General features: G+C 70.2%; 14 protein-coding genes and 1 pseudogene. 6 read left to right on the top strand and 9 right to left on the bottom strand.

The window, feature by feature from the left end:
- Positions 1-184 precede the first annotated feature (184 nt).
- Positions 185-892: a M15 family metallopeptidase gene (locus PU704_RS10580; RefSeq protein ID WP_277551439.1), complete on the top strand. Its 708-nt coding sequence runs from the start codon at positions 185-187 to the stop codon at positions 890-892.
- Between the two features lie 222 nt (positions 893-1,114).
- Here the strand turns inward: PU704_RS10580 and PU704_RS10585 are convergent, their stop codons facing one another.
- Complete coding sequence (locus tag PU704_RS10585) at positions 1,115-1,273, bottom strand: zinc transporter permease (protein WP_277551312.1); 159 nt, start codon at positions 1,271-1,273, stop codon at positions 1,115-1,117.
- Between the two features lie 335 nt (positions 1,274-1,608).
- Between PU704_RS10585 and PU704_RS10590 the strand changes: the two are divergent.
- A pseudogene (locus PU704_RS10590) lies at positions 1,609-2,397 on the top strand (IS3 family transposase).
- A gap of 52 nt (positions 2,398-2,449) precedes the next feature.
- On the opposite strand, the gene PU704_RS10595 reads toward PU704_RS10590, so the two are convergent.
- Positions 2,450-3,871: an aminotransferase-like domain-containing protein gene (locus tag PU704_RS10595; RefSeq protein ID WP_277551313.1), complete on the bottom strand. Its 1,422-nt coding sequence runs from the start codon at positions 3,869-3,871 to the stop codon at positions 2,450-2,452.
- Here PU704_RS10595 and PU704_RS10600 point away from each other — a divergent pair.
- Positions 3,870-4,802, top strand: coding sequence for a DMT family transporter (locus tag PU704_RS10600; protein ID WP_277551314.1), 933 nt, complete (start codon positions 3,870-3,872; stop codon positions 4,800-4,802). The genes PU704_RS10595 and PU704_RS10600 overlap by 2 nt on opposite strands.
- Positions 4,803-4,855: 53 nt before the next feature.
- Here the strand turns inward: PU704_RS10600 and PU704_RS10605 are convergent, their stop codons facing one another.
- The 5 genes from PU704_RS10605 to PU704_RS10625 all read right to left on the bottom strand — a co-directional run bounded on the left by PU704_RS10605 (position 4,856) and on the right by PU704_RS10625 (position 9,885).
- On the bottom strand, positions 4,856-5,137 hold the full coding sequence (locus tag PU704_RS10605) for an LbetaH domain-containing protein (RefSeq protein ID WP_277551315.1): 282 nt from the start codon (positions 5,135-5,137) through the stop codon (positions 4,856-4,858).
- Positions 5,138-5,220: 83 nt separating this feature from the next.
- Positions 5,221-7,449, bottom strand: a complete 2,229-nt coding sequence (locus tag PU704_RS10610) for an FtsX-like permease family protein (protein ID WP_277551316.1) — start codon at positions 7,447-7,449, stop codon at positions 5,221-5,223.
- Positions 7,446-8,231: an ABC transporter ATP-binding protein gene (locus PU704_RS10615; RefSeq protein ID WP_277551317.1), complete on the bottom strand. Its 786-nt coding sequence runs from the start codon at positions 8,229-8,231 to the stop codon at positions 7,446-7,448. Before PU704_RS10615 ends, PU704_RS10610 begins: the two co-directional genes overlap by 4 nt.
- The gene (locus tag PU704_RS10620; RefSeq protein ID WP_047803409.1) at positions 8,228-8,755 is read right to left on the bottom strand and encodes a PadR family transcriptional regulator; all 528 of its coding nucleotides are present in this window, start codon (positions 8,753-8,755) and stop codon (positions 8,228-8,230) included. Before PU704_RS10620 ends, PU704_RS10615 begins: the two co-directional genes overlap by 4 nt.
- Positions 8,756-8,958: 203 nt before the next feature.
- The gene (locus PU704_RS10625) at positions 8,959-9,885 is read right to left on the bottom strand and encodes a LysR family transcriptional regulator (protein ID WP_277551318.1); all 927 of its coding nucleotides are present in this window, start codon (positions 9,883-9,885) and stop codon (positions 8,959-8,961) included.
- Positions 9,886-9,958: 73 nt separating this feature from the next.
- Between PU704_RS10625 and PU704_RS10630 the strand changes: the two genes are divergently transcribed.
- Entirely contained in the window at positions 9,959-10,990 is a 1,032-nt protein-coding gene (locus PU704_RS10630) for a DMT family transporter (RefSeq protein WP_277551319.1), read from the top strand.
- On the opposite strand, the gene PU704_RS10635 is transcribed toward PU704_RS10630, so the two are convergent.
- A complete protein-coding gene (locus PU704_RS10635) occupies positions 10,935-11,453 on the bottom strand; it encodes a DUF421 domain-containing protein (RefSeq protein WP_277551320.1) in 519 nt (172 codons plus the stop codon). The two genes, PU704_RS10630 and PU704_RS10635, sit on opposite strands and share 56 nt — an antisense overlap.
- A gap of 389 nt (positions 11,454-11,842) precedes the next feature.
- Here PU704_RS10635 and PU704_RS10640 point away from each other — a divergent pair, with 389 nt between their 5' ends.
- Both PU704_RS10640 and argS read left to right on the top strand, forming a co-directional pair.
- Positions 11,843-13,324, top strand: a complete 1,482-nt coding sequence (locus PU704_RS10640) for a Mur ligase family protein (protein ID WP_277551321.1) — start codon at positions 11,843-11,845, stop codon at positions 13,322-13,324.
- 610 nt (positions 13,325-13,934) lie between these two features.
- Complete coding sequence (gene argS, locus PU704_RS10645) at positions 13,935-15,575, top strand: arginine--tRNA ligase (protein ID WP_277551322.1); 1,641 nt, start codon at positions 13,935-13,937, stop codon at positions 15,573-15,575.
- Between the two features lie 250 nt (positions 15,576-15,825).
- On the opposite strand, the gene PU704_RS10650 is transcribed toward argS, so the two are convergent.
- Positions 15,826-16,293: a hypothetical protein gene (locus PU704_RS10650; protein WP_277551323.1), complete on the bottom strand. Its 468-nt coding sequence runs from the start codon at positions 16,291-16,293 to the stop codon at positions 15,826-15,828.
- Between the last annotated feature and the right edge of the window lie 281 nt (positions 16,294-16,574).

The following is a 16,574-nucleotide window of genomic DNA, read 5'->3' on the forward strand; positions in this document are numbered from 1 at the left end:
CTTTGCGAACTCCTCAGCGACGCAGCTTTACATATGGCCGGTTATCGCCTGCCCTGTCACGGCGGTTGCATCAGTCCCGGTGTGTGTCTTCGGGGTTCGTCACAATGTCACGCAGCACACTCCGCGGGGGCCGTGTGGTTACGCTGAGGCGGATCTTTCCTGGACACGTGGGGGCGTGAGCACGATGAGGAACTTCGGTGGACTTCTCGGTGGGGCGGTGGCACTGAGCGTGGCGACAGGACTGATGGCGCCCTCGGCGGCGGTGGCGACGGGGACGACCTATGACATCGACTCGGCCTCGAGCCTGACGGTGGTGGTGAACAAGCACCGGCCGCTGGACCCGCCGTCCTATGTGCCCAAGCCGCTGAGCCGCATCCAGGCCGAACGGATGCGCTCCGATGCGGCGGAGGCCTACAAGAAGATGGTCCGGGCCGCGAAGGCCGATGGGGTGAACATCGTGACGGTGAGCGGATATCGCTCCTATGACACCCAGGCCAGTCTCTACGGCAGCTACGTTCAGCAGTACGGGCAGGAGACCGCTGACATCATCGCGGCCCGGCCCGGGCACAGCGAGCACCAGACCGGGCTGGCCATGGACGTGGGCAACGCCTCCGGGGCATGTGCGCTGCAGGACTGCTTCGAGGACACCCCGGTGGGGGCGTGGGTGGCCGCCCACGCGTGGAAGTACGGATTCATCATCCGTTACCCCAAGGGCGAGGAAGGTGTCACCGGGTACACCTACGAGCCGTGGCACATCCGCTACGTCGGCCCGAAGCTGGCCGAGGAGATGCGGCTGGCGGCCCGGAAGTCCGCCGAGGCCCAGACCCAGCCGGACATCGACACCATGGAGGAGTTCTTCGGCCTGGAGCCGGCCCCGGACTACCTGCCGTAAGCGAAACCGACCCCGGCGTCCATGACCGCTCGACCCACGACCCCGGTGATGTCACGAACCGCGTGTCGTTCCTCGGGCACGGAGTGCGCCGACGAGCCCGGGGCGGTGACGAGGTCGCCCTGAGAGAAACTCATCCCTGCGAGCCGGCCCGCGCGAGAGCGGCGCGTCGGCTGAGGACCGGCCCGACGTCGCGCGGGGCTCCTCGCGCTGTCACGGGAACGGCTACTGGCACTCGTCGTAGTGATCCTCGTGCTCGGAATGCCGATGACCGTCGTGGAGATAGTCCACATGGTCGTCATGCTCCATGGTGTCGTGCCCACAGTTGTCCCCGTGGGTGTGCTCGGCCTTGGTGTGCTCGGCTTGCTTCTCGTGACCAGCCATGATGATCTCCCTTGGCGATGCGGACCCGGAACAGGCCTGCTCCTCCAGGGAAGCACCGGCAGCGGAGCTTGGCAACGTCTTCCGAGGGGTTATCGGAGCGGCCGAAGACAACATCCGGCATCACCTGCCGGGCCTGGCGGTGGACGGGCCCTCGCAGGTGTTCAGGGCGCGGGAACCGCCATGACCTCAGCCCCGGAGCGATGGGCAGTTGATGGTCAGATCGGGAACAACGGGTACATGGGCAGCTCGACGCCCTCCGCTCTACATATGGGACTGCCCCCGGTTCACCTGACTCCTGAGCTGCGAGGATCTCTCCTCACAGTGAGGATGGGACCGTGCCCAAGCTCTACCCCGAGGAGTCCCGCCGCGACGTGGTGGCGGTGGCCCGCAAGCACGAGGCCCCGCTGTCCCAGACCGCCCGGGACGTCGGGATCTCCTCATCCTCGATCCACAACGGGCTGCGCAAGGCCGACGTCGACGACGGCGTGCGCCCCGGCGTGACCACTGCGCAGGCGGAGAAGTTGCGGGCGCTGCGGCGGCGCGACCGGCGGCCGGAGCAGGAGAACGAGATTCTGCGACGGGCCGCGGCGTTCAACGCCTAACTGGTGGAGCGCGACTTCAGCGCTGTCGCCTTGAACCGGCTGGGGCTCACCGATCTCACGGAGCACCGCACCGACGAGGGCAAGCTCTATCTGTGCATGATCAAGGACGTCTACTCCAACCGGATCGTCGGGTACTCCATCGACTCCCGCGTCAAGGCGTCCTTGGCGGTCACGGCCCTGCGCAACGCGGTGGCTCGCCGCGGCACGGTGGCCGGCTGCGTGGCCCACAGCGATCGCGGCAGGCAATTTCGAGCCCGGAAGTTCGTGCACGAGCTCGCCCAGCACGATCTCGTGGGATCCATGGGCAGGGTCGGGGCGTGCGCGGACAATGCCGCCATGCAGTCGTTCTTCGCTCTGCTCCAGAAGAACGTCCTGGGCCGGCAGCGCTGCGAAACCTGAGAGGAGATGCGTCTGGCGATCGTGACCTGGATCGAGAACACCTACCACCGCCGGCAACGCCGTCTCGCTCGCCTCACGCCGGTCGCACCTAGAACCATTGATCACGGCCTCGCAGCCGCCTGAAAACCGTCAACCCCGAGAGTCGAGGAAAGACGGGGCAGTCCCGACCTTGCCCTCAGGGTTCTCTCAACCGTGATTGGTCGATGGCCTGGCCGAGGAGGCGGGCCCCGTCGGGGAAGGCTGCGGGGTTGGGGCCGGCGTAGTTGAGCCGGATGTAGGGGCCAGTGGGTTCGGCGGGGAACCATTCGGTGCCGGCGGCGATGACGACTCCGCCCGCGTCGCAGTCGCGGATCAGCCGGGGGAGGTCGGTGTCGTCGGGCAGGCGCGCCCAGAGATTCAGCCCTCCGGTGGGCACGTGTTCGATGTGGGCGTGGGGGGCGTGCTCGGCGAGGCTGGTCAGCAGCAGGTCCCGGCGCCCCTGGAGCTGGTGGCGCAGTGCTCGCAGGTGGGTCTGCCACCCAGGGTGGGTGACGATGTCCAGGGCAGCGGCCTGGAGCAGTCCGGAGACGTAGATGGATTCGGCGGCCCGGTCGGCGAGGATGCGCTCGTGGGCGGGGCCGCGGGCGATGACCGCTCCGACGCGGATGGCGGGGGAGACGCTCTTGGTCAAGGAGCGCAGATAGACGACGTGCCCGGAGTCCTCTCCGGCGGCCAAGGGGGCCGGGGTGGTGGTGATGCCGAAGTCGTGGGCCCAGTCGTCCTCGATGAGGAAGGCCCCGTGCTCGGTCACCACATCCAGCACCTGCTCGCCCAGGGTCGGTGACCACTGGGCTCCGGTGGGATTGGCGTAGTGGGGTTGGGCGTAGAAGACCCGGGCGCCGGTCTCGGCGAAGGCGCGGGCGAGCTCGGCCGGGTCGGGCCCGGTGGGGCCGGTGGGGACTGGCACGATCCGCACCCCGGCCTGGGCGGCGGCCTGGATGGCGCCCCAGTAGGTGGGCGATTCCAGCAGCACCGGTTGCCCAGCTCCGGCCAGGGCGCGGAAGATCGAGCTCAGCCCGCTCTGGGTGCCCGGGAGCACGATCACGTCACGGGGTGTGGGCGGGCTGACCCCGTCAGGGGTGGTCGTGCGCAGTTCATGGGCGAACCAGGACTGCAATTCGGGCAGACCGGCGACCGGTGGGCGGGACAGGGCCGCTTCCGTGCGTGCGGCCCGGCTCAGCGCGGTCCGCACCAGCCGTTCCGGCAACAGCTCCCGGTCGGGGTAACCGGAGTGGAAGGCAATGACATCGTTGGGGGTGCTGCGCAGGGCGGTGGACACCGACCGGGCCGATGCCTGGGGGGCACGCATCGCCCCGGTCTGCCAGCTGTAGTCGGCCGGGCGGGCAGCACGCACCGCGCGCACGAAGGTCCCGACCCCGGGCCGGGTCTCCACCACCCCCTGGGTGGCCAGGGCCCGCAGCGCTTTCTGCACGGTGACCGGGCTGGCCTGGTACTGGGCCACCAGGGCCCGGGTTGAGGGCAGCCGCGCCCCCGGGACCGCCCCGGCGATCCATGCCCGGAGGCCTTCGACAATCCGAGCACTGTTATCGTTGTTCATGAGAGACAAGAGTAGCGCTACTAGACGCTCGCCCGAACCGATATTCACTCGACCCGTCACGGGGGTGTGGTGGGGGTTGCTGGGTGTCACCGCGTTCTCCTTCACGGTGCCGTTCACCCGGGTGGCGGTCGAGGGCCTGGACCCGTTGTTCATCGGTGCGGCCCGGTCGGTCGTGGCCGCGGTGCTGGCCGCCGCCGCGCTGGTGCTGAGTCGCCAACGGCTCCCGCGCGGGTCCCAGTGGGCGCGGCTGGCCGTGGTCGCCGGCGGGGTCGTGGCCGGCTTCCCGCTGTTGACCTCCTACGCCCTGACCACCACCCCGGCCAGCCATGGTGCGGTAGTGATCGCCCTGCTGCCGGCCGCCACGGCGGTGATGGCCGTGCTGCGCACCCGTGAGCGCCCCGCCAGGGTGTTCTGGGTGATCACCGGGATCGGAGCGGCAGTGGCGATCGTCTTCGCCTCCGCCTCCTCGGGCACCCTCGGGCAGTTGCACGCGGCCGACGTGCTGCTCCTGGGCGCGGTCGCCGCCGCCGCCCTGGGCTACGCCGAGGGCGGGTTGCTGGCCCGCGAGCTCGGCGCCTGGCAGACCATCTCCTGGGCCCTGGTGCTCGCCTTCCCGGTGATGGCGGTCCTGACCCTGGCCTCGGTGCTCCAGCGGGCCCCGGCGGGCACCCCGGTGCAGTGGGCGGCCTTCGCCTACCTCGGGGTGATCAGCATGTTCCTGGGCTTCGTCGCCTGGTACCGCGGCCTGGGGCTGGGTCCCATGGCCCAGGTCAGCCAGATCCAGCTCGCCCAACCGGTGCTGAGCATCCTCTGGGCCGGGCTGCTGCTGGGCGAGCACCTCACGCCCACCACCATCGTCGGGGGCCTGGCCGTCATCCTCTGCGCCGGTGCGGCCGTGCGGGTCCGGCTGATGCCCACGCCCCGCACATGACCTCGTGGCATCGTTCTCCTCGGTCCCCATTGCGACAGGGGCTCGAAGCGGGCTCATTCCTCATTGATGCCCACGACCGTGGTGCCGGCCTCAACGTCATGGTTCACCACCGCGCCGGCGCCGATCTTCGCCCCGGCCCCGAGGGGGACCGGACCGATCACCTTGGCCCCGGATCCGATGAGCGTCCCGTTCCCGACGAGGGCGTGGCGCCGGCCCGGGGAGCCGTCGCCGACACAACTCGCCCTTTGATCGATGGTCACGTCGTCGCCGATCACGCTGGTCCGCCCGATGACGAACTCGCTGCCGTGGTCGATGAACAGCCGGTGCCCGATCAACGCACCCGAGTGGATGGTGATCCCGGTGGCCTTCGCCGCGGCGGTGGCGACTGCCCACGAAAGCCACGGTGCAGGAGGAGCGCCTATTCGAAGCGGGTGGCGGTGGCGGAGGTGTGGGTGCGCAGCAGTCGGAAGGTCGTGAGCACGGCGGCAAGTGCCAGGGCCAAGCTCAGCCCGAGGGTGGCGAAGTAGGTCGGTCCAGGCCAGCTCATGGTGTAGGGGTCGCCGAGGCCGGTGACGATGATCCAGGCGACGAGGAATCCCAGTCCGGCGGAGAGCAGCAGCACCGATAGCAGCGGTACGGCTGCCTCGCGCACGATGACTCCGCGCAGGGCGGAGAGGGGCATGCCCATCAGTCGCATCAGGCCCAAGGCGCGTTTCCGGTCGATGACGGCCGCACCGGTGGACACGGCCAGGGAGATCCCGGCGATGCTCACCGCCACGAATGTGCCCAGGTGGGCCAGCACCGAGAGGCTGTGGACGAGGCGGGTGGTTCCCGCGACGTCGAGGTAGGTGCGGGACATGGCCGGGGTGGTGGTGATGCCGGAGGCGGTCACGGTGGTCCGGGCCCGGTCGAGGGCCTCCGGAGTGCCGTCGGTGTTGATCACCACGGCGAACAGCTCCAGGGACTCCATGTCCTGCAGCGGGGCGGTTTCCACCCCGACGGGATCCACGGTCCAGGGGTTGAAGAAGGCGGCGTCGAAGACGGCCACCGGCCCCGTGACTGTGTCCTGGAAGCCCAGTCCCGGAAGGTCATCGGTGGCGACGTAGACGTTGCTGTCATAGGCCTCGGAGGCGGCGGTGGGGCGGTCGTAGAGTACCGCGGCGGAGGAGGCACCGGGGAGGGTCCGGGCTTCGGCGGCGACCTCGCGCGCGCGTGCCGGTTCGCTCCCGGGGTCCAGATAGGCGTAGACGAGGCTGGGCTGCACCGTCCCGGCCCGTGCCGGAGGCACCTCGTCCTGTTCCACCGCACTGGAGGCACCGGCGAAGACGGAGACGAGGAACACGGCCAGGACCAGCCCCGAGACCGCGCGGAACGTGGCGACCGGGGTGTAGCGGATCCGGCCCGCGGCGATCACCGCGGCCGCGCTGGAGGCCCGGACCGCCCCCGCCCGGCTCACCAGGACCGTCAGCCAGGGGCCCACGAGGACCAGGCCCACCGTGGTGAGGGCGAACCCACCGACCAGCAGCAGCTGCAGCACGCCGTCGCGAGGAGCGCCCTGGGTCCGCGTCAGTACGAGGGCGGTCGTCATGGCCGCCAGCCCGGCGAGCAGGGGCAGTGACCGCCACGCTCCGGGAATGGTCTCCGGGCGGGCACGGGCAGGCCCCAGGGGCCCGATCCCGGCCCGGGCGGTGCCCCAGGCGGCGGCCGCGGTGGAGGCGAGCACGACGACCACCACCACGGCCGCGCTCACGCCCGGGCCGGCGGCCAGGTCCTGGACGTAGAGCCTGCTCTCACCGACCGGCACCTGGGCCGCGACCGGGTGCAGGAGGGACGCGGCGACGGCTCCGGCCACCGCCCCGAGCAGAGCGGGCACCGCCGTCTCCGCGGCGGCCACGCCGGCCACCGTCCGGGGGCTCGCCCCGATCAGCCGCAGGACCGCGAAGCGCTCAGCCCGCTGGGCTGCGCCCAGCCGGGTGCTGGTGCTGATCAGCAGCAGGACCGGGAAGAGCACTGCGATCCCGCCCAGGGCCATCAGGATGCGGTAGGTGGCGGCTTTGTCCCCGTAGGGGTCGGCGGTGAAGTCGGTGACCAGAGAGGCCGTCTCTCCGCGGCGGAGCTGTTCCTCGGTGGCTCCGGTGATCACCACCAGAGAGTCCGGTCCGGCCAGGGCCGTGTTGTCGATGGTGCCCGCGTAGGTGCCGTAGCGGTCCCCGAGCTGATCGGCCGGGGTCGCCTCGATCAGTGATCGCAGCGCAGGAGAGGCGTAGTACGTCCCCGGTTCCGGGGCTGCGGCGATGCCGGGGATCGCCACGGTGGAGTCCTCGGTGGCGGCGATGTCGCGGCGCTGGATGAGCCGGTCCCGGAAGACGTCATCGGAGCGGCCGAGCAGGACGGCGTCCGCGGTCAGCGGGACCGGCTCGGGCTCACCGACCACTTCACCATCGGCGTCCAGGGCGACGGTCACGGCCGAACCGCCCTGGGCGCGCAGCCAGGCCGCCCGTTGATCACGATCGGACAGCCCCTCGGCAGCCCCCCACAGCAGCAGGATCAGGCACACCCCGATCGCCACCCCGCCGGCGATGCCGGCCAGCCGCCCCGCCGAGGAACGTGCCCCGGCCACAGTGAGCCGGGCGGTCACCGGGTTCATGCCGCGGCCCCTCGGTCGGTCCCGCCCGTGGGAGCGAGCACGGCCTGACCGGTGGTGATCGTGCCGTCCCGCACGATGACCTCCCGGTCGGCGTAGGCGGCCGTGCGCGGGTCGTGGGTGATCATCACCACCGTCGTCCCGGTCTCGCGCACCAGCTCGAGCATCAGGTCCAGCACGGTCTCCGAGGCCAGGGAGTCCAGGGACCCGGTGGGCTCGTCGGCGAACAGCACCGCCGGTGCGCCCACCATGGCTCGGGCGATCGCCACCCGCTGGGCCTGGCCCCCGGAGAGCTCCCCGGGATGCTTCTCGCCCTGTCCCGTCAGGCCCAGCCGCCCCAACAGTTCGGTGGCTGCCGACCTCGCGGCTCGGCGCCGGGTGCCGGCCAGCAGCAGCGGGATGGTGACGTTGTCCACCGCGCTGAGCTCGGGCAGCAGCTGCCCGTACTGGAAGACGAACCCGAATTCGCGCAGACGCACTCCGGAGCGCGCCGCCTCGTCCAGAGCACTGAGCACCATGGGTGCCGTCCCGGCGCCCGGTCGGGTGTAGGTCACGGTGCCCCGGTCCGTGGGCAGCACCCCGGCCATGCAGTGCAGGAGCGTGGACTTGCCCGACCCGGAGGGCCCCATCACGGCCAGCACCTCCCCGGGAGCCACGTCCAGGTCGATCCCCCGCAGGGCCGGGGTGGTCCCGAAGCTCTTGTGCACCTGGCGCACCGACAGCAGGGCGGCCGGGGAGGGCGGAACGGCAGAGTCTGCGGGGACAGAGGGAGGGGTGGGGTTCATGCGGTCAACAGCTCCTTCTTCAGCTGGTTCAGGCGGGCGCCGGTGAGCTCGATCCAGCGCAGGTCGGCCTCGATGTGGAAGATCCCGTGGTCGCACATCAGCACCTGCAGCAGATCCCCCTCGCGCTTGAGGCGGGTCAGCTCACGCATCCGGGTCATGTGCTCGGCGCGCTGCGCGTCCAGCAGGCGTTGAGCGTCGTCGTCGACGAGCAGGGCGACCACGGTCTTGGCGAACAGCTCGCTCTGCAGCGTGGGAGCGGGCACCTCGGGGGTGAACAGCCACTGCTGGACCCTGGCGCGTCCGGTGTCGGTGATCTCGTACTTCTTCCGGTCCGGTCCCGCCCCCGGCTCCTCGCCAAGCGCCCGGATCAGCTCGTCGCGGATCATCCGGGCCAGGGTGGAGTACACCTGGCCGAAGGCCAGCGGTTTCTGCGATCCGAAGTACCGGTCGTAGGAATGCTTGAGGTCGTACCCGTAGCTGGGCTCCCGCCGCAGCAGCCCCAGCAGGGTCAGCGCGTTGTTCATGTCCCCATCTATACACCCGATGTGTACACGGAGTGAAGAGATAGAGCCGTGGCGCGGCGAGCGTGTCGCGCCGATGGCCGTGCTGACCGGCATGCTGCTCGGTCCGGGCACGGCTGTGCTCTGCCGGAACCGTCCTCGGGTGGACACCGGTCCACCCGCCGAGTGGTGCGGTTGGGGTGCCGATGTGGGCTGTCGTGCAGTCCTCAGGGCGAGTCGGGGCTCATCGCCTCGAGGATGCTGTGGGCTTGTCGGTCCAGGGCCTGGCGCACGAGTGTGAGGGCGGGACGGTCGATGGTGTCCTCGCGCTCTACGCGCAGCAGTCGGCGTCGGGGCACGCGGTCGCTCAACGCGACGGCTTCCACCCCCTCGGGCAGCGGGGGGCGCCCGAGCCGGGGTACCAGGCTGAGTCCCAGGTGGTGGGCGGTGAGCTGGATCTGGGTTTCGTGCTCGTTGACCAGCCCGGCCATCTCGTATGGGACACGGGCGGCTTCCAGGGACTGCTGGAGCCAGCGGGCGTAGATGCCGGTGGTGTCGGTGATCCACCGTTCCCCGGGCAGATCGGCCACCGTGACGGTCTCCCACCGGGTGGCCGGGTGACCGGAGGGCACGATGAGGTCGACCTCGTCGACGCCCAGCACGGCCGTGCTCAACACTGCCGGAATGGTGAGCGGGAGCTGTTCCCACTCGTGCACCACGGCCAGGTCCACCTCCCCGTGCAGAGTCTTGTCCACCCCGTCCTCGGGATAGGACTCGTGCACCACCAGCGAGATCCCGGGGTGATGCGCGGCGAGGTGGGCGACCAGCGGGGCGACGAGGCCCCGGCAGGCGGTGGGGAACCCCGCCATGGTGACCCGCCCGGCCGGTGTCCCCTGCAGTTCCTCCAGCCGGGCCCGGGTGCGGGCGTCGACGGTGTCCATCTCGGTGGCCGCGGCGGCGAGGATCCGGGCCGCCGGGGTCGGCCGCAGGTACCGGCCCCGGCGCACCAGCAGTTCGATCCCGGTCTCCCGGTGCAGCCGAGCCAGTTGCTGGGAGACCGCCGAGGGGGTGTAGCGCAGGTGCTCGGCGGCAGCCGTGACGGTGCCCAGTTCCACCACCGCCCGGAGGGAGCGCAGGAGCTCTCGATCGAACATGAAGCAATGCTTACACATACCCTGGTGCACCTTTTGCTGGTCGTACAGGCGGGGGGTGGCCAAGCATGGAGGCATGTTCCTCGACCGGGCACCTGATCACCGCTCCTCGTCCGCCGTGGCCCTGCTGTGTGCAGGCATGGTGATGTCCGGGACCATCGGCTACTTCGTGGTCGAATCCGGGGCCCCACCACTGGTGGTGGTGTTCTGGCGCTGCGTGATCGGTGCGTGCGGACTGCTCGCGGTGATCGGGGCGCGGCCGGGCACACGCAAGGAGTTCCATGCGACGGCGCGGTCCAGGTCCGGGATCGTGCTGGCCGGCAGCGGGGTGTTGCTGATCGCCAACTGGGCGCTGATGTTCACCGCGTACGAGTACCTCTCGATCGGGGTGGCCACGGTCATCTTCCACGTCGAGCCCTTCATCCTGCTCGGTCTCGGGGCGCTGTTCCTGCACGAGCGCTTCCACCGGGCCACCCTGGGCTGGGCCGGTCTGGGGTTCGTCGGCATCGTGTGCGTGGCCCAGCCCTGGACCGCGGCCGGGCGGGAGGCGGGCGCGCTGGTGCTGGGGGTGGGCCTGACTCTGGTGGCGGCGACCGTCTACGCGGGCTCCATCGTCGTGGTCCGGGCCCAGCAGGGCCGGGCCCGGCCGGCGCCGAGCCCGCTGGTGATCATCACGATCCAGCTCATCGCCGGGGCCGTCATCACCTCCCCGTCCCTGGTCGTGACCCCGCACCACGTCAGTGCAACCGGTTGGGTGCACCTGGTGGTGCTGGGGCTGGTGAACACGGCGGTGATGTACTTGATCATCTACACCGCATACCCCCGTTTGAGCACCGCCACGATCGGGGTGCTGGCCTTCGTGTACCCGGCGGCCGCGGTGGTGGTGGACCTCATCGTCTACGGGACCGCCATCACCATCGCCCAGTGGGTGGGTTTCATCGCGATCACCGCAGCCGGCATCGGTCAGGTTCTCAGCACACCACGGCACCTCAACGAGGAGCCGGCACCGTGCGATTCTGTCCGTGCAACGGCACAGGGCTGTCCACGAGGGGTCAGCCATGATCGGTGGCGGGCAGGATCGCGCTGTCGCCGGTGTTGCCGGGACTGATCACCGACAGGCTGCCGTCGGCTTCCAGGACCACGGCGGTCGCTTCGGTGAGGGATCCCAGCCCGTGCTTGCGCACGGCTCCTTCCAGCTCCTTTTCGGTGAGCCGTTCACGGCGTAGTGCCTGGTGCAGCACCTGTCCTCGATGGAGCAGCAGAGTGGGTTCGGCGGTGATCGCCCGGGAGAACCGGCGGGAGCGGATCTGCAGGGAGGACACGAGGTACTGCAGGGTGACCAGCAGCGTGAAGGCGGTGACAGCCTCGAGCAGCGGAACGCTGCGGGCGGTGAGGATGCGCCCGAAGGTGGCGCCGATGGCCACGGTGATCACGAAGTCGAAGCTGCTCATCTGCGCGAGGGTCCGTTTTCCGGAGGCCCGCAGCAGGAGCACCAGTGCCAGATAGGCCAGGGTGCCCACCAGCAGGATCCGGCCGAGCGGTGCCCAGCCGTCGAAGAAGAGATTCACCACGGTTGTTGTTCCTTTCACCGGTTCCGGTCATGGTCGCAGACCGCAACCCTTCCGGAGCCGAGTCGAACCCCTTCTGGCTACGGAGTCTGGGGGGGGAGAGCACCGACGCCCGCAGCCCCGCCCTTGGCGGCACACCCCCGGGGCTGGCCGGGGGGGGGGGCAACCACCGGCGGGCGTTTGTCCGCCGCACTCGCGGTGGGGTGCCCGATCGGCGGTCTTGCGCGGAATCATGCGTGTGCTGATGGTTTCTCGGACGTGGATATGCTGGGACGGTGCAATTCTCTGAGCGACTGCGGGGCGGGCAGTCCGCGCCCCGACCGGTGCTTCTCGCCGCTCTGGTAGCCGATGTCGGTGGAACGCTCGCCGGTGATGCTCGCCCGGGGGATCTGATGGTGCACCGTGCGGTGGAGGAGCACCGCGAGGCGATTCCGGGCGACCTGTTCGTGGCGCTGCAAGGGGTTCGTGAGCACGGTGCCCGGTACGCCGGGTCTGCCGTCGGGGCCGGGGCGGTCGGCGTCCTCACCGACGTCCGTGGTGCGCAGATCCTGGGACAAGCACCGGGAGTCCCAGTGGTGGTTGTCGACGATCCGCGGGCTGCGCTGGGCCCGGTGGCGGCCCGGTTGCAGGGCGACCCGGCCGCACAGCTGACGATGCTGGGAGTCACCGGCACCAACGGGAAGACCACCACCGCCTACCTGCTCGAGGCGGCTCTGATCCGCCTGGGCCGGAGACCTGGTCTGCTGAGCACCCCGGAGACCGTGGTGGGGGAGCAGCGCCGCCCCAGCGCGGTCACCACCCCCTCGGCCCCGCAGTTGCAGCAGCTGCTGACGGACATGCGGGAGGCGGGCAATGACGCCTGCGTCATGGAGGTCAGCAGCCACGCCCTGGACCAGCACCGGGTGGACGGCGTCCACTACGACGTGGTCGCCTTCACCAACCTGTCCCACGAGCACCTGGACTACCACGGGGACATGGACTCCTACTTCGCCGCCAAGGCGCGTCTGTTCACGTCCGGGTTCACCTCCCGGGCAGTGGTGGTGGTCGACGACGACCACGGCCGCCGTCTCCGCGATCTGGCCGGCCGCCGTGGAGTGCCCGTGGTGAGCCTGGCCAATGACCCAGTGTTGGACGCGCAGTGGCACCTCGAAGGAGAGCCGGGCCAGGACAGGTTCTGCCTGCGCGGCCCCGCCGGAGTTCTCCGGATGCGCACTGCGCTGCCGGGAGAGCACAACCGGACCAACACCGCGGTGGCCGCCCTCATGCTGCTCGAGCTCGGGATTCCGCCCGAGGAGGTGACGGATGCTCTCGACGGGCCGGTGAGCGTGCCGGGCCGGATGGAGTACATCGCCCTGGGGCCGGGGTGGCCGACCGTCATCGTCGACTTCGCCCACACCCCGGAAGCCCTCCTCGCCTCCGCGGCCGCGCTGCGCACCCGCACGCCGGGGCGCCTGGTGGTCACGGCCAGCTCCGGCGGGGACCGCGACCCCACGAAACGGGAACCCGCCGGAACGGCAGCGGTGGAGTCCGGTGCCGACGTGGTCCTGGTGACCGACGACAATCCCCGCACAGAGGACCCGGCCGCCATCCGCGCCGCCGTGGTGCGCGGAGTCCGGCAGGCCGTCGCCGCACGGCGCTCAGCCGGGCTGCCCGTGCCCGAGGTCCACGAGCTGGCAACACGTCGGGAGGCCATCCGGTTCGCCCTCCAGACCACGGGCCCACACGACACGGTCGTGCTCAACGGCAGAGGACACGAGCAGTGGATGGAGATCGGTCCGCAGGGGAGCCGAGTGCCGTTCGTCGACCGCGACGAGGTCCGCACCGCAGCGACCGCGATCGCCCAAGACAGAAACGTCCCTCCGCCTCGCTGCTGAGGCCCCAGGATGGGGCGCCCGGCAGCGACGCCGCCAGAAGCCGGCGGACCCTGAACAGCGCTTGTCGTCCGGGCCCTGCCAACCGCCCCGCTTGGCTCCCGAACTGTTGTCGGACAGGTGTCAGAAGCGCCGAACGCACCGGTGCCGCTTCGCACATGGCCCACCCGCGGCGGACTGTGCTGCGGTAGAGGTTCCCCGGTGGACGCCGAGAACCGCGTGTGAGTGACCCCGTGGGGATCCGTCCTTGCGGTGTCGTCGGGCAGCACGTTCCGGTCAGGCCAGCGGACCAGCAGCTGGACCTCCAGCGGTACTCGTTCAGCGCACGGAAGGCGTTGCTGTGGCAGTTCGACGGGATCTCCGAGTAGGGCGGGTTGGGTCCGCATCCTCGTCCGCTGGGCGAAGTGGCCGGCCTTGGGGGCCCCAGCCGATATGCGGCGGGAGCGCCGAGGCTCTCGGCGTCGGCGCGCAGCTGCTGGTCATCGGGTGCGAGCACCTCTTGGTCCATGTGCCGCAACGATGTTCCGGACGTGGTGCATGTCGCCGTCGCGCACCGGCAACGACCATGTCAGGAAGACCAGGGCGCTCCGCACTGCGGCGTTATGCTTCACGGGTGAATCCAGAAGAGCTGTCCGCCGCCATTTCCGCGTGTCTGCAGGCCGCCGTCGAGGCCGGTGACTTCGACGTCGACCTCCCCGCGGAGGTGCGTGTGGAGCGACCGAAGAACCGGGAGCACGGTGACTGGGCCACGAACATCGCCCTGCAACTGGGCAAGAAGGCGGGGATGAATCCGCGCGGGTTCGCCCAGATGCTCAGCGGGCGCCTGGACGGCATCGACGGCGTCAAGAGCGTCGACGTCGCCGGCCCGGGCTTCCTCAACATCACCCTGGACGCCGGCGCGGTGGGCGAGCTCGCCCGCACCATCGTCGAGGCAGGGCCTGCCTACGGCACGAACGACGCCCTCGCGGGCCACACCATCAACATGGAGTTCGTCTCGGCCAATCCCACCGGGCCGCTGCATCTGGCCCACACGCGCTGGGCCGCACTGGGCGACTCGATCGCGCGTGTCCTGCGCGCCAGCGGTGCGGCGGTGACGGCCGAGTACTACATCAACGACGCCGGAACACAGATGAACACCTTCGCCGCCTCCGTCCTGGCCACCATCAAGGGCCGACCGATCCCGGACGGCGGCTATCCCGGCGAGTACATCGCCGATCTCGGCCGCCTTGCTCTCACTGCCCGGCCGGAGGTGGCGGACATGGATGACGACGAGGCGTTGCCGATCGTCCGCGGGCTCGCCTATGGAGCGCAGATGGCGGACATCAAGGAAACCCTGGCCGACTTCGGCGTGCACTTCGACGTGTTCTTCTCCGAGTCGGCCCTGCACGAGGGCGGAGCCGTGGGGCAGGCGGTTGACCGCCTGCGGGAGCAGGGACACGTCTTCGACCTCGATGGTGCCGTCTGGCTGCGCACCACCGACTTCGGCGACGACAAGGACCGGGTCCTCATCCGGGCCAACGGTGAGCCCACGTACTTCGCCTCGGACGCTGCGTACTACCTGTCGAAGAAGGACCGCGGGTTCCCCGAGAAGATCTATCTGCTGGGTGCCGACCACCACGGCTACATCGGCCGGTTGAAAGCCATTGCCGCCTGCGCCGGGGACGACATGGAGCAGAACATCCAGGTGCTCATCGGCCAGACGGTGTCCGTGAACGGAGCCCGCCTGTCGAAGAGGGCGGGGAACATCATCGAGCTGCGGGATCTGTTGACCTGGCTGGGCAAAGATGCGTTGCGATACTCGCTGGGCCGGTCCTCGGCGGACTCGGCGATGTCCATCGATCCGCAGCTGCTGCAGAAGAACACCAACGAGAACCCGGTGTTCTACGTCCAGTATGCGCATGCCAGGACCCACGCCGTCGCCCGCAATGCGGTGTCGGCCGGAGTGGACACCAGCAGCTTCGACGCCGCGTCGCTGAGCCATCCCACGGAGAGTGACCTGCTGGCCGCGCTCGGGCAGTTCCCCGGCGTGGTCGCCCAGTCGGCGGCCTTCCGGGAACCACACCGCGTCGCCCGGCACCTCGAGGTCATCGCCGGCACCTACCACCGTTGGTATGACGCCTGCCGGGTCGCTCCCCTGGGAGACGCTCCGGTCGAGGACGTGCACCGCTCGCGCCTGTGGCTGAACAACGCCACGCAGCAGGTCCTGGCCAACGGCCTCGACCTCCTCGGCGTTTCCGCACCCGAGAGGATGTGACCGAGTACGCATCAATCTGTCCCGTGCCGGGTTCAGCAGAGCTTGCCGGTGTGCCGCGCGATTGCCGGAGGCAGACCCGCCCCGGCACGTGGGTCGGAAGGTGCTGACGTCCCGCACCGCGCATTCAGGAGATGCCGTCCTGTCGTTGTGGGCACCTCACGACGGGGGAGTTCCTGAACGCACATCCCGTGATGGACTGGGTGCTGATGTGCGGCGGCGGAGGGCAACGAGCAGGGCAGCGGTGGCAGGGTCATCGGACCGGACGACCGCCGTTCACCGGCCTCGTGCGGCCAGCCACACCGAGCAGGCGAACAGCGGGGCGGTGAGCACAGCAGCCGCGATCACCGCGGTGCCCAAGGGCACCCCCGTTGCCGCTGTCGTTGCCGAGGGCCTGAGCGGCGATGCCACCGCCCATGCCCAGCCACAGGGCGGCCACTGCTTCTGCCAGTCCGAAGTGCCGGGGGCGTGTCGTGCGGGCGCGTGCGCGAGTGAAGTTGCCCAGCATGACCAGCACGATGAGTGCCCCGAAGACGACAGGGCCACGGGCCCCGCCCCACAGGTCGGCGCCCAGATGGAGGAGCGCGGTCATGAAGAAGCCGCCGATGAGCGTCCAGCTGGCCAGGATCAGCGCCTCGCTCCGCCCGGAGCCACGGTCTCGGGTCGCGGGAGTCGCCGCGGATGTCGATTCGGTGCGAGGCAGTGCGTCGTCTCCGTCCATGTCTTCACGGTAGTGATCACTCCGCTGATGGCCAACGGGCACGGGGGCATGGGCCAGGGCGCCGAACGGCGTGGGCGGAAGAGGTAGGAGACCCTCATGAGACTCGTGCGGCACTCGTCCGTGCATTCCATCGGCCCAGCCCTGGCCGGGGCGGCGCAGGCACGCACTGTGTCGCCGTTGGGGTTCCCGCTCGGGCTCCGACGACGTCGGCGCCATGTGCTTCCGCTGCAATTGGCGACGAGCTGCGCTGGAAGCTCCTCTGGTGCGCGCGGTGTCCGCCA

This window comes from Kocuria oceani (assembly GCF_029524215.1).
Taxonomy (GTDB): Bacteria; Actinomycetota; Actinomycetes; order Actinomycetales; family Micrococcaceae; genus Kocuria; species Kocuria oceani.

Bases quoted from the DNA above. Each gene is read 5' to 3' on its own strand.
- PU704_RS10580 (WP_277551439.1), top strand. From the start codon at position 185: ATGAGGAACTTCGGTGGACTTCTCGGTGGGGCGGTGGCACTGAGCGTG.
- PU704_RS10585 (WP_277551312.1), bottom strand. From the start codon at position 1,273: ATGGCTGGTCACGAGAAGCAAGCCGAGCACACCAAGGCCGAGCACACC.
- PU704_RS10600 (WP_277551314.1), top strand. From the start codon at position 3,870: ATGAGAGACAAGAGTAGCGCTACTAGACGCTCGCCCGAACCGATATTC.
- PU704_RS10595 (WP_277551313.1), bottom strand. From the start codon at position 3,871: ATGAACAACGATAACAGTGCTCGGATTGTCGAAGGCCTCCGGGCATGG.
- PU704_RS10610 (WP_277551316.1), bottom strand. From the start codon at position 7,449: ATGAACCCGGTGACCGCCCGGCTCACTGTGGCCGGGGCACGTTCCTCG.
- PU704_RS10615 (WP_277551317.1), bottom strand. From the start codon at position 8,231: ATGAACCCCACCCCTCCCTCTGTCCCCGCAGACTCTGCCGTTCCGCCC.
- PU704_RS10620 (WP_047803409.1), bottom strand. From the start codon at position 8,755: ATGAACAACGCGCTGACCCTGCTGGGGCTGCTGCGGCGGGAGCCCAGC.
- PU704_RS10625 (WP_277551318.1), bottom strand. From the start codon at position 9,885: ATGTTCGATCGAGAGCTCCTGCGCTCCCTCCGGGCGGTGGTGGAACTG.
- PU704_RS10630 (WP_277551319.1), top strand. From the start codon at position 9,959: ATGTTCCTCGACCGGGCACCTGATCACCGCTCCTCGTCCGCCGTGGCC.
- PU704_RS10640 (WP_277551321.1), top strand. From the start codon at position 11,843: ATGGTGCACCGTGCGGTGGAGGAGCACCGCGAGGCGATTCCGGGCGAC.
- PU704_RS10650 (WP_277551323.1), bottom strand. From the start codon at position 16,293: ATGGACGGAGACGACGCACTGCCTCGCACCGAATCGACATCCGCGGCG.